This is a genomic window from Kitasatospora sp. NPDC057512 (assembly GCF_042802135.1).
In the GTDB taxonomy this organism is placed as follows: domain Bacteria; phylum Actinomycetota; class Actinomycetes; order Streptomycetales; family Streptomycetaceae; genus Kitasatospora.
This window is the reverse complement of record NZ_JBHVET010000220.1, coordinates 1-11,367: the sequence shown is the minus strand read 5'-3', so window position 1 is coordinate 11,367 and position 11,367 is coordinate 1. Positions and strand designations below refer to the sequence as shown.

At 74.2% G+C, this 11,367-nt stretch carries 11 protein-coding genes; 2 read left to right on the top strand and 9 right to left on the bottom strand.

Annotated elements, in window-relative coordinates:
• Nucleotides 1-40 precede the first annotated feature (40 nt).
• The gene (locus tag ACFU6K_RS16805; protein WP_380663731.1) at nucleotides 41-1,897 is read left to right on the top strand and encodes a S9 family peptidase; all 1,857 of its coding nucleotides are present in this window, start codon (nucleotides 41-43) and stop codon (nucleotides 1,895-1,897) included.
• Complete coding sequence (locus tag ACFU6K_RS16800) at nucleotides 1,894-2,520, top strand: hypothetical protein (protein WP_380663729.1); 627 nt, start codon at nucleotides 1,894-1,896, stop codon at nucleotides 2,518-2,520. The genes ACFU6K_RS16805 and ACFU6K_RS16800 overlap by 4 nt, the downstream gene beginning before the upstream one ends.
• Before the next feature lie 60 nt (nucleotides 2,521-2,580).
• On the opposite strand, the gene ACFU6K_RS16795 is transcribed toward ACFU6K_RS16800, so the two are convergent.
• From ACFU6K_RS16795 to ACFU6K_RS16755, 9 genes are all read right to left on the bottom strand, one after another.
• The gene (locus tag ACFU6K_RS16795) at nucleotides 2,581-3,360 is read right to left on the bottom strand and encodes an SURF1 family protein (RefSeq protein ID WP_380663728.1); all 780 of its coding nucleotides are present in this window, start codon (nucleotides 3,358-3,360) and stop codon (nucleotides 2,581-2,583) included.
• Between the two features lie 149 nt (nucleotides 3,361-3,509).
• Nucleotides 3,510-4,727 carry a hypothetical protein gene (locus ACFU6K_RS16790; RefSeq protein WP_380663726.1) on the bottom strand — a complete coding sequence of 406 codons (1,218 nt, stop codon included), beginning with the start codon at nucleotides 4,725-4,727 and terminating at the stop codon, nucleotides 3,510-3,512.
• An 88-nt stretch (nucleotides 4,728-4,815) separates the two neighbouring features.
• Entirely contained in the window at nucleotides 4,816-5,361 is a 546-nt protein-coding gene (locus tag ACFU6K_RS16785; RefSeq protein WP_049658157.1) for a SigE family RNA polymerase sigma factor, read from the bottom strand.
• 292 nt (nucleotides 5,362-5,653) lie between these two features.
• The gene (locus tag ACFU6K_RS16780) at nucleotides 5,654-6,721 is read right to left on the bottom strand and encodes an aspartate-semialdehyde dehydrogenase (protein ID WP_380663725.1); all 1,068 of its coding nucleotides are present in this window, start codon (nucleotides 6,719-6,721) and stop codon (nucleotides 5,654-5,656) included.
• A 60-nt stretch (nucleotides 6,722-6,781) separates the two neighbouring features.
• Nucleotides 6,782-8,062 carry an aspartate kinase gene (locus tag ACFU6K_RS16775; RefSeq protein ID WP_380663723.1) on the bottom strand — a complete coding sequence of 427 codons (1,281 nt, stop codon included), beginning with the start codon at nucleotides 8,060-8,062 and terminating at the stop codon, nucleotides 6,782-6,784.
• A 388-nt stretch (nucleotides 8,063-8,450) separates the two neighbouring features.
• Complete coding sequence (locus ACFU6K_RS16770) at nucleotides 8,451-9,164, bottom strand: DUF5063 domain-containing protein (RefSeq protein WP_380663722.1); 714 nt, start codon at nucleotides 9,162-9,164, stop codon at nucleotides 8,451-8,453.
• Entirely contained in the window at nucleotides 9,157-9,756 is a 600-nt protein-coding gene (gene recR / locus ACFU6K_RS16765) for a recombination mediator RecR (protein WP_380663720.1), read from the bottom strand. The genes ACFU6K_RS16770 and recR overlap by 8 nt, the downstream gene beginning before the upstream one ends.
• A gap of 317 nt (nucleotides 9,757-10,073) precedes the next feature.
• Nucleotides 10,074-10,415: a YbaB/EbfC family nucleoid-associated protein gene (locus tag ACFU6K_RS16760; RefSeq protein ID WP_074001802.1), complete on the bottom strand. Its 342-nt coding sequence runs from the start codon at nucleotides 10,413-10,415 to the stop codon at nucleotides 10,074-10,076.
• 180 nt (nucleotides 10,416-10,595) lie between these two features.
• Entirely contained in the window at nucleotides 10,596-11,237 is a 642-nt protein-coding gene (locus ACFU6K_RS16755; RefSeq protein WP_380663719.1) for a DNA polymerase III subunit gamma/tau, read from the bottom strand.
• Nucleotides 11,238-11,367: the final 130 nt, after the last annotated feature.

Below are 11,367 nucleotides of genomic sequence, written 5' to 3'. Positions count from 1 at the left end.
CCCGTTCCCTTCCCTCCCCCCGATCGGGTTGGATGGTCGGATGAGCGAGGAGAAGAGCGCCGTACCGGCGTGGGAGCAGCGGTTCAGGGCGGCCCGGGTGTCGCTGCCCGACTGGGCCGAGGACGCCCCCGACCGGTCGCTGTACGTGTCCAACGCGACCGGCACCTACGAGGTCTACGCCTGGGACCGCGCCACCGGCGCCCACCGTCGGGTCACCGACCGTCCGAACGGCACCACCGACGCCGAGCTGTCCCCCGACGGCGACTGGGTCTGGTGGTTCGACGACCAGGACGGCGACGAGTTCGGCGTCTGGCGCCGCCAGCCGTTCGCGGGCGGCCCCGACGAGGAGGCCGTGCCCGGCCTCGCCCCCTCCTACTCGGCCGGCCTGGCCCTGGGCCGCGACGGCACCGTGGTGGTCGGCCGCTCGACCGACGAGGACGGCACCACCCTGCACCTGCGTCGCCCCGGCGGCGCCGAGCCGGTCGAGGTCTACCGGCACGAGGAGTACGGCGGCATCGGCGACCTCAGCCACGACAGCACCCTGCTCGCCATCGACCACACCGAGCACGGCGACGCGATGCACTCCGCGATCCGGGTCGTGCGCATCACCGCCGACGGCGGTGTCGAGACCGTCGCCGAGCTGGACGAGGTCACCGGCCGGGACGAGCCGCGCGGCGTCGCCTGCCTGGGCTTCGCCCCGGTCGAGGGCGACACCCGCCTGCTGGTCGCCCACCAGCGCACCGGCCGCTGGGAGCCGATGATCTGGGACGTCGCCACCGGCGCCGAGACCGCCCTCCCGCTGCGCGACGAGCAGGGCCGCGAGCTGCCCGGCGACGTCTCCGCGCAGTGGCGCCCCGGCGCCGAGGCGCTGCTGGTGGAGCACGAGTACGAGGCGCGCAGCGAGCTGTTCTCGTACGCGCTCGCCGACGGCCGGCTGACCCGCCTGGACACCCCGCGCGGCACCGTCAGCGGCGCCACCGCCCGTCCGGACGGCACCGTCGAGTACCTGTGGTCCTCCGCCGCCGAGCCCTCCGCCGTCCGTTCCACCGCCGGGACGGTCGTGCTGCGGGCGCCCGGTTCGGTGCCGCCCGGTTCGGTGCCGGTCGAGGACGTCTGGGTGGACGGGCCCGGCGGGCGGGTGCACGCCCTGGTGCAGCGGCCGGCGACGCCCGCGCAGGGCCCGTACCCGACCGTGTTCGAGATCCACGGCGGCCCGACGCACCACGACAGCGACTCCTTCGCCGCCGGTCCGGCCGCCTGGCTGGACCACGGCTTCGCGGTGGTGCGGGTCAACTACCGCGGCTCGACCGGCTACGGCCAGGCCTGGACGGACGCGCTGCACGAGCGGGTCGGCCTGATCGAGCTGGAGGACATCGCGGCGGTCCGCGCCTGGGCCGTCGACAGCGGCCTCGCCGACCCGGCCCGGCTGGTGCTCACCGGCGGCAGCTGGGGCGGCTACCTGACCCTGCTCGGCCTCGGCGTCCAGCCCGACGACTGGGCCCTCGGCCTCGCCGCCGTACCGGTCGCGGACTACCACACCGCGTACGCCGACGAGATGGAGGCGCTCAAGTCGCTGGACCGCACGCTCTTCGGCGGCACCCCGGAGGAGGTCCCGGAGCGCTTCACCGCCTCCTCGCCGCTGACCTACGTCGAGCGGGTGCGGGTGCCGGTCTACATCAGCGCCGGGGTCAACGACCCGCGCTGCCCGATCCGGCAGATCGACAACTACGTCGAGCGGCTGGAGCGGCTCGGCAAGCCGCACGAGGTGTACCGCTACGACGCCGGGCACGGGTCGCTGGTGGTGGAGGAGCGGATCAAGCAGCTGCGACTGGAGATCGACTTCGTGCGGCGGCACCTGGGCACGGCCGGGCGTGACGGAGACGGAGGGGCTGCGTGAGACGCCTGCTGATGCTCGCGGGGGCGGCGGTCGCCGGAGCCCTGGTGCTCACCGGCTGCTCGGGCTCACAGCGGACCACCGCGTCCTGCCCGCCCCCGACCGGCCCACCGGTACCGAGCTCCTCGGCCGTCGCGCCCGCGCCGGCCGTGCCCGCGTCACCGACCGCCGCCGTGCCCGCCTCGCCGACCGCCGGCGCCACACCGCCCGCCACCCCGCACGCGGCGCCGCCCGCCGGCACCGCGACCAAGTCGGGCGCGGCGGCTCCGGGCGCGGCCGTCGTCCGGGCGGTGTACGCGCCGCCCGCTGACGGGGGCGAGCCGGTCCAGCTCGCCAAGGGGGGCGGCAAGAGCAGCTCGTCCGGGTCGAAGGGGTCGGGGTCCAAGGGCTCCAAGACCGGTCGCACCGTGCACCACCACATCGACCACTACGACTCCGACGACCACAACGGCGGCGGCAACGGCAACGGCCACTGCCACAGCGACCCGACGCCGCTGCCCACCGCCTCGTCGTCCCCGACCCAGCCGCTGCTCCCGCCGCAGACACCGGCGCCGACGCCGACACCGCCCCCGCCCCCGCCGGCGGTCAAGCCGACACCGGCACCGGCCCTGCCGACCAAGCGCTGAGTCGGGGCGACCAGGCGCTGAGCCGAGGTCGGCGTCAAGGCGCCGCCGGTCAGTCGCCGGTCAGTCCAGGACCGGGTCCAGCCCGAGGGCCCGGTCCTGCTCCGCCTCCACCTCGCGGCGCACCAGGCGGTACCACATGAAGACCACGAACCCGCCGAAGACGAACCACTCCAGGGTGTAGCCCAGGTTCTGGAACGCGCGCAGCGTGAGCCCGTCCCCGCCCTGCGGCTGCACGGTCGGTACGGAGGCCAGCCCGGCGGGCGCGTCGTCGGCGGCCACCCAGCCGTCGTACCAGCCGTCGTACTCCAGCACGTTCAGCAGCGAGGCCCGGTTGATCATGCCGAGCTGCCCGGCGGGCAGACCGCCCGCCACCGCGCCGTTGCTGCCCACCGACTCGTTGGCCTGGAGGCGCCCGGTCACCGTCACCTCTCCGCCCGGCGGCGGCCCGGCGGCGGCCGGGTCCCCGGCCGACCAGCCGCGCACCACGGCGACGGCGTGTCCGTCGGCGGTGCGCAGCGGGGTGAGCACGTAGTAGCCCTGCTTGCCGTCGACCACCCGGTTGGGGACGAGCAGTTGGTGCTCGGCGTCGTAGCTGCCGGTCACCGTGACGGTCTTGCCGACGGTTTCCGTGCTCACCTGCGGGGTCGCCTGGTTGAGCAGCGCGTCGATCGGCCGGGCGTCACCCGAAGCGGTGACCGCCTGCTTGGCCTCCTGGTGCGTGGACACCCGGTCCTCGAAGCGGCCGAGCTGCCAGGAACCCAGCCACAGGCACACCGCCACGGCCGCTACGGCCACAACGGTGCCGCCGAGCCAGCGCGGAGTCAGGAGGAACCGGTACACACCCCCACGGTATCCACTCCTCACACCCGTCCCGTCCCCCGGGCCCCGAACACGGCCGTCTCCGGCCGGTCGCCCCGGCCCCTCCTCGACACCGGCGGCCCCGGCGGGCGTCACCCCGCCGTCGTCACTCCGCCGTCACTCCGTCGTCGTCACCGAGCCGTCGGCGAGCCCGACGGCTGCGGCGCCGGGCCGCCCAACCCCTGGACGCCGCCGCGGTAGACGGTGCCGCTGCACGACACGGGCAGGGTCGCCGTGGCGGCCGCCGGGCTGCCGGGGGCGGGGGTGTGGGCGATGGTCACGGCGGGCGGCGCGGTGGTCGGGTGGCCGGTCGGCGTCGCGGTCGGGCTGGGAGCCGTGGTGGGGCCCGCCGACGGGGACGAGGAGGCCGGCGGGTTGGCGCTGACCTCACTGGTGGGGACGGAGGCCGGGGCACCGGACTCGGCGGCGGGGACGTCCGAGCGCAGGGCCACCTGGTTGACGCTGTTCGACGGGGTGCTCAGCGTGCCGGAGCCGGTACAGGTCTGGTCGGGGACCCAGGCGAACGGCACCCGGTACCCGGCCCGCGGCGCGAGCACCGGCGGCTCCCCGTCCATCGCGGGCAGGCCGGCGGCCGGGTCGCCCGGGGCGTGGTCGGCGGTGCGGACGCGGCCGCGGTCGCCGCCGCTGACGGCGGTGACCGCCACCGAGCCCGGCCCGCCGAGCCGACAGCTGCGCCCGGACACGTTGTAGACCGTGAACGAGCCGTAGATCCGCCCGTCGCCGTCGGCCGTGCCGACCTGGCCGAGGCCCTCACCGAGGTCCGTCCGGGTGCAGAGCGGGACGATGCCGCCGTCACCGGCGCCGGAGGTCCCGCTGGGCGCGACGCCGCCGTCGGTGCTCGCCTGCCCGCCGCCGGGGGTGTGCGGGGCCGAGGCCGTACCGGGGGGCGGGGTGGTGTCGCCGGGGCCGCTCGGGTTCGCGTGCGAGGCCGCCCCGGTGCCGCCGGCCGTACCGGCGGTGCCGCTGGGGGAGGTGGCGGCCGGGCTCTTGGCGTCGGCCGATCCGGGGCCCCCGGAGAGGCCGAGGTGCTCCCCCTCGTGCAGGACGGGCAGGCCGATCGCGACGACGAAGGCGAGCGCGGCCGCCCCGGTCCAGGCGCCGCGCCGGGCGGCCCGGCGGCGGGGCACCGCCCGCCGGATCCGCGGCAGTCCGCCGGCCGCGGGCTGGATGCCGGAGACGGCGCCGTGCAGCAGATCGCGCACCGCCCGTTCCTCGGTGGACAGGGACAGCAGCTCCTCCGGGGCCTCGGCCCCGGGCCCGCTCGCTCTGGAAGCGCCGAGCCCGTCCGCCCCGGGCCCGTTCACCCCGGCCGCCCCGGGCCCGTTCACCTCAGGCCCGCCCGCTCCCGGCCCGTTCGCCCCAGGCCCGCCCGCCTCCGGAGCGCCGTCCGCCGGCCGCCGTCGGTCGCCGTCCGCCTCAGCCATGTCCGGCCGCCATCTGGACGCGCAGGGCGGCGAGCCCGCGCGAGCCGTAGGCCTTCACCGAGCCGAGCGAGATGCCCAGGGTCTCGGCGACCTGCGCCTCCGTCATGTCCACGAAGTAACGCAGCACCAGAACCTCCCGCTGACGGCGTTGCAGACCACGCAGCGCGGCCTTCAACTGGTCGCGCTCCAGGGCATCGTAAGCACCTTCTTCTGCACTGGCCATGTCAGGCATGGGCTTCGGCAGCAGTCGCAGCCCGAGGATGCGGCGGCGCAGCGTGGAGCGGGACAGGTTGACGACCGTCTGCCGCAGGTAGGCCAGGGTCTTCTCGGGCTCGCGCACCCGGCGCCGGGCGGCGTGCACCCGGATGAACGCCTCCTGGACGACGTCCTCGCAGGTCGAGAGGTCGTCGAGGAGCAGCGCGGCGAGCCGCAGCAGCGAGCGGTAGTGCGCCTGGTAGGTCGCGGTGAGCAGGTCCTCGCTGGTACCCGCGTCGGTACCGGCACCGGAGTCCGCCGCACCGGGTGCGGCCGCCGTCATCTGGTCTTCTTCCGGCCTACTCGCAGGCCTCGGGGCGCGCGACGGGAAGGACACCGCGGCTCTCGCCGGGATGCCCGCCCTTGCCCCCACCATCACGTTCGCCACGCACGTTGGACACTCGATCCCCTGTCATGGTTGCCCGGCCCGGGGCCCATTCTTCCGCATCGGCGGAAGAGGCCTCCAGGGGATTCCCACGGGATTCCGGACAGATTGTGTCGAGGAGCGAACACAGGTATGGACACAGGTGCGGACACAAGCGGGCACATCGGAACCCTTGAAGGCCCGTCACCCACTAATCCGTCGGCGTTCCCGCCGTCAGCTCCGCCGCCACCAGCTCGGCCAGCTGCACCAGGTTGAGCGCCGCGCCCTTGCGCAGGTTGTCCCCGCAGAGGAAGAGGTCCAGCGCCTCCGGCTCGTCCAGCGCCCGCCGGACCCGCCCGACCCAGACCGGGTCCGTCCCGACCACGTCGTTCGGTGTCGGGAACTCGCCCGCCGCCGGGTCGTCGTAGAGGACCACGCCGGGCGCGTCCCGCAGGATCTCCCGCGCGTGCTCCTGGGTGACCTCGCGTTCGAACCGCGCGTGCACGGCCAGCGCGTGGGTGCGGACGACGGGGATGTGGACGCAGGTCGCCGAGACCTTCAGGGCGGGCAGGCCGAGGACCTTGCGGGACTCGTCGCGGATGCCCATCTCCTCGGCGGACCAGCCGCCCTCGCGCAGCCCGCCGGTCCAGGGCACCGCGTTGAGCGCGAGCGGGGCGGCGAACGGCCCCTGATCGGCGATCAGCGCGCGCAGGTCGCCGGTCTGCCGGCCGACCGCGGTGCCCGCCACCAGCCCGGTCTGCGCGCGCAGCGCCGCCTCGCCGTCGCGGCCCTCGCCGCCGGCGGCCTGGTAGGAGGCGACCACGAGCTGTGCCAGCCCGTACTCGGCGTGCAGCGCGCCGACCGCGGCGATCATCGCGAGGGTGGTACCGGCCGGACTGGCGACGATGCCGCGCGGGCGGATCCGCAGCGCGGCCGCGTTGACCTCCGGAACGACCAGCGGCACGTCCTCGGCGGTCCGGAAGGCGGCCGAGTCGTCGACCACCACGACGCCCTTGGCCGCCGCGATCGGCGCCCACTGGGCGGAGACCTGGTCGGGGACGGCGAAGACCGCGACGTCGATCCCCGCGAAGGCCTCCTCGGCCAGCGGGACGACCTCGACGGTCTCCCCGCGCACCACCGCCGTACGGCCGGCCGAGCGCGGGGAGGCGACGAGTCGGACCTCGCCCCAGACGTCCTGGCGGAGCGAGAGCAGCCCGAGCAGCACCTCGCCAACCGCGCCGGTGGCGCCGACGACGGCGAGGTTCGGACGCCGGGTCATCGCCCGGCGTCCCGGCCCGGTGCCCGGGTCATCGCCCGGTGCCCCCGTTCCGCTCCCGGGTCATCGCCCGGTGCCGCCGTAGACGACGGCCTCGTCGCTCTCGCTGTCCAGGCCGAAGGCGCTGTGCACGGCACGGACGGCCTCCGGCACGTCGTCGGCGCGGGTGACCACCGAGATGCGGATCTCCGAGGTGGAGATCAGCTCGATGTTGACGCCCGCGGCGGACAGCGCCTCGAAGAAGGTCGCCGTGACGCCCGGGTTGGAGCGCATGCCGGCGCCGACCAGCGAGATCTTGCCGATCGCGTCGTCGTAGCGCAGCGACTCGTAGCCGATGCCCTGCTTGACCCGGCCCAGCGCGTCGATGGCCTTCTGGCCCTCGGTCTTGGGCAGGGTGAAGGAGATGTCGGTCAGGCCGGTCGACGCGGCGGAGACGTTCTGCACCACCATGTCGATGTTGACCTCGGCGTCGGCGATGGCGCGGAAGATGCGCGCCGCCTCGCCCGGCTTGTCGGGCACGCCGACGACGGTGACCTTGGCCTCGGAGGTGTCGTGGGCGACTCCGGAGATGATGGCCTGCTCCATCTCGCCCCCTTCGGGCTTGTGCGGGTTGTCGTTGCTGACGATCGTCCCGGGAAGCCCCGAGAAGGACGAGCGTACGTGAATCGGGATGTTGTAGCGACGGGCGTACTCGACACACCGGTCGAGCAGCACCTTGGAACCCGACGAGGCCAGCTCCAGCATGTCCTCGTAGGCGATCCAGTCGATCTTGCGGGCCTTCTTCACCACGCGCGGGTCGGCGGTGAACACGCCGTCCACGTCGGTGTAGATCTCGCAGACCTCGGCCTTGAGCGCGGCGGCGAGCGCCACGGCGGTGGTGTCCGAGCCGCCCCGGCCCAGCGTGGTGATGTCCTTGCTGGTCTGGGAGACGCCCTGGAAGCCGGCCACGATCGCGATGTTGCCCTGGTCCAGGGCGGTGCGGATGCGACCGGGCGTCACGTCGATGATGCGCGCCTTGTTGTGCACGGAGTCGGTGATGACACCGGCCTGGCTGCCCGTGAAGGACTGCGCCTCGTGCCCCAGGGATTTGATCGCCATGGCCAGCAGCGCCATGGAGATGCGCTCTCCTGCGGTCAGCAGCATGTCGAACTCACGGCCGGCAGGCAGCGGTGACACCTGCTCCGCGAGTTCGATGAGCTCGTCCGTCGTGTCGCCCATCGCGGACACCACGACGACGACCTCATGGCCGGCCTTCTTGGCGTCAACGATTCGGCGGGCCACGCGCTTGATGCCTTCGGCATCCGCAACGGATGAGCCGCCGTACTTCTGCACGACAAGGCCCACGTGCGCTCCTCGACTCGAAGTCTTTTCCGGGGGCTACGGGCCCCCGTACCCCCCGGGGGAGAGGGGGGTGCGGTCGTCGTCAGTCTACCGAGCAGGGGTGCTCCGACCGGCGCTTTCCATATCGTGAGACGGTAGTTTCAGCACGTGAGCGGCCGTACGGGCGGCTCCGCCGTCAGGTCTGCGGGCGATTCGGTACCGCTCCGAAGAATCGCCGGACCGGGGGACGGCGATCCGGCCGGATTTCTTTTCCGGCCGGGGCGCTGAGGCATTCGTCACAATCCGAGGGCGCATTCGATCGGCCCCGTGGTCCGTCCCGTGATCCGTTCCGCGATGCGCCCGCGATCCGTTCCGCGATGCACCCGCGATGCGCCGGATTCCCGCCGGGGAACTACCGCCCGAGGCCGAGCTCGGCCGCCATCAGGTCGCCCGCCTGCTGCTCCAGCTGCTCGTCGGTGAGCCCGTCGTCGTCGGTGTCCGCGCCGTCCGGCACGGCGCCGATCGGGCTGTCCAGCCGGACGTGGGCGATCAACGACTGCAGGGCCCGCAGCACCGCCGTGCAGGTCGTGCCCCAGTTGGAGAGGTACGAGAACTGCCACCACCACAGCGCCTCGCTGACCCGGCCCTCGCGGTAGTGGGTCAGGCCGTGCTGGAGCTCGCTGACCACGCCGGCCAGGTCGTCCGAGATCCGGAAGGCGTTGGGCTTCTCCGGCGGACCGTACGGGTCGAAGACCTCGTGGTAGACGTCGATCGGCGCGAGCAGCTCGGCGAGGCGCTCGCGCAGCTGCTCGCCGTCCGGCTCGGGGCCGGCGTCCGGCTCGAACCGGTCCTCCGGGACGACGTCCTCGATCGCGCCCAGCCGGCCGCCGGCCAGCAGCAGCTGCGAGACCTCCAGGAGCAGCAGTGAGACCGCGCTGCCGGGCTCGTCGCCCTTGGCGACCTCGGTGACGGCGAGCACGAAGCTCTCCACCGAGTCGGCGATCTGCACGGCGAAGTCGTCCGGCTCCGAGCCGTGGCCGTGGACGTGCGGGGCGTGCGCCCCCGGTTCCCCGTGGGACTGCTGGTGGGGGGTGTGGGGCTGCTGGTTGATCGTCCGGTCAGACATCGAGCAGTCGTCTCCCTTCGAAGGCGCGGCCGAGGGTGACCTCGTCCGCGTACTCCAGATCCCCGCCGACGGGCAGGCCGCTCGCCAGACGGGTCACCTTCAGGCCCATCGGCTTGCAGAGCCGGGCCAGGTAGGTGGCGGTCGCCTCCCCCTCCAGGTTGGGGTCGGTGGCCAGGATCAGCTCGGTGACCGTGCCGTCCGCGAGGCGCGACAGCAGCTCGCGGATGCGCAGGTCGTCCGGGCCGACGCCCTCGATGGGGCTGATCGCGCCGCCCAGCACGTGGTAGCGGCCGCGGAACTCACGGGTTCGCTCGATGGCGACGACGTCCTTGGGCTCCTCGACCACGCAGATGACGGCGAGGTCGCGGCGCGGGTCCAGGCAGACCCGGCACTGCTCGGCCTCCGCGACGTTGCCGCAGACCGCGCAGAAGCGGACCTTGTCCTTGACCTCCAGCAGCGCGTGCGCCAGCCGGCGGACGTCCGTCGGGTCGGACTGCAGCACGTGGAAGGCGATCCGCTGCGCGCTCTTGGGCCCGACGCCGGGCAGCCTGCCCAGTTCGTCGATCAGGTCCTGAACCACGCCCTCGTACAACGTCGCGCCTTCCCTCGGATGGTCGGTGTGCCGGACGGCCGGTGGAGCCGGGTGGCTGGTGGGGCCGGGTGGCCGGTGGTGCCGGAAAGCTGGTGGAGCCGGACGGCCGGGGCCGGTGGTGCCGGACGGCCGGTGGAGCCGGATGGCCGGTGGAGCCGGATGGCCGGTGGTGCCGGACGGCCGGTGGTGCTCCGGTGCCATCATCCAACGAATCGGGCGTCGGACACAGCGCCCGACGCCCGACTCCCACATAAATCACATGGGTCTGTCGTCTGAACTTCAGACCTTCTGGCCTTGGAAGCCGCCGTTGGGCGACGTCAGAACGGCAGGCCGGGGATGCCGCCGCCGCCCAGGCCCTGGGTCAGCGGGCCCATGCGCTCGGCCTGCAGCTTCTGCGCGGTCTGGTTGGCGTCCCGGACGGCCGCCAGGACCAGATCGGCCAGGGTCTCGGTGTCGTCCGGGTCCACGGCGGCCGGGGAGATGCTCAGCGCCACGAGCTCGCCGGCACCGGTCACCGTCGCCTCGACCAGGCCGCCGCCCGCCGAACCGCTCACCTTCGCCTCGGCCAGCTCCTGCTGGGCGTTCGCGAGATCCTGCTGCATCTTCTGCGCCTGCTTCAGCAGCTGCTGCATGTTGGGCTGGCCACCACCGGGGAACACGGCTGTCTCCTTGCTGTCACGGCTGTCGTACGGCACTTCGTCCGTCACCGCCGAGCCTACGTGCTGCCCGCCGGTCCGGGCCCCGGATCGGGCCCGGATCAGGGTCCGCTCAGGGGCCCGTAGGCCCGGAGACCTGGGCCGGAGGATCCGGGGGGCGGGGCCGGAGGCCCCGGGGCCGGATCAGGAGCCCTGGTGGTGGATCTCCTCCAGCACCGTCGCCCCCAGCTCGCGGATGATCAGCTCCTGGCCGGAGAACACGTCCTCCTTGAGGTCCGGGTCGTCCGCCTCCGGGACGTCGTCCTCCGGAGCCACCGACCGCACCGGACGGGCCTGCGCCGCCACCGGCGGCGGGGCCTGCACCGGCGCGGGCTGCACGGGCGGAGCCTGGACGGGCGCCGGCGCGGCCTGGACCGGCGGAGCCTGCACGGGCGCCGGGGCGGGCGCGGGCATCGACGGCGCGGCGGCCGCCGGACGCGCCGCCGGGGCTCCCCAGCCGCCACCGGCCTGGGCACCGCCACCCGGTGCACCGCCGCCCTGGACACCGCCGGACGGACCGCCGCCGGACGGGCCGCCGACCCCACCGGACGGGTCGACGATGCATTCGATCCGCCAGTCCACGCCCAGCGCGTCGGCCAGCGCGGAGCGCAGCACGTCGTCGCTGTTGCTGCCGACGAAGCTGTCCCGGGCACCGGCGTTGATGAAGGACACCTGGAGCACACTGCCGTCGAACCCGGCCACCTGGCCGTTCTGGCTGAGCAGGATCCAGGTGAAGCGGCGGCGGTTCTTCACCGCCTCCAGGATCTGCGGCCACAGCTGCCGCACCTGCGCGGCCCCCTGCTGCGCGGACGCCGACGGCTGCCCGCCGGGAGCCGCCACCGGTGCGGGGGCCGGTGCGGGCACTGGGGCCGCTGACCCGCCCGGAGGCGGTGGCGTGGCTGGGCACCGAGGAGGG

What these genes read in the sequence shown, in the direction of transcription:
- ACFU6K_RS16805 (WP_380663731.1), top strand. Translation starts at nt 41, where the DNA reads ATGAGCGAGGAGAAGAGCGCCGTACCGGCGTGGGAGCAGCGGTTCAGG.
- ACFU6K_RS16785 (WP_049658157.1), bottom strand. Translation starts at nt 5,361, where the DNA reads ATGACGGCGGCCGCACCCGGTGCGGCGGACTCCGGTGCCGGTACCGAC.
- ACFU6K_RS16780 (WP_380663725.1), bottom strand. Translation starts at nt 6,721, where the DNA reads ATGACCCGGCGTCCGAACCTCGCCGTCGTCGGCGCCACCGGCGCGGTT.
- ACFU6K_RS16770 (WP_380663722.1), bottom strand. Translation starts at nt 9,164, where the DNA reads ATGTCTGACCGGACGATCAACCAGCAGCCCCACACCCCCCACCAGCAG.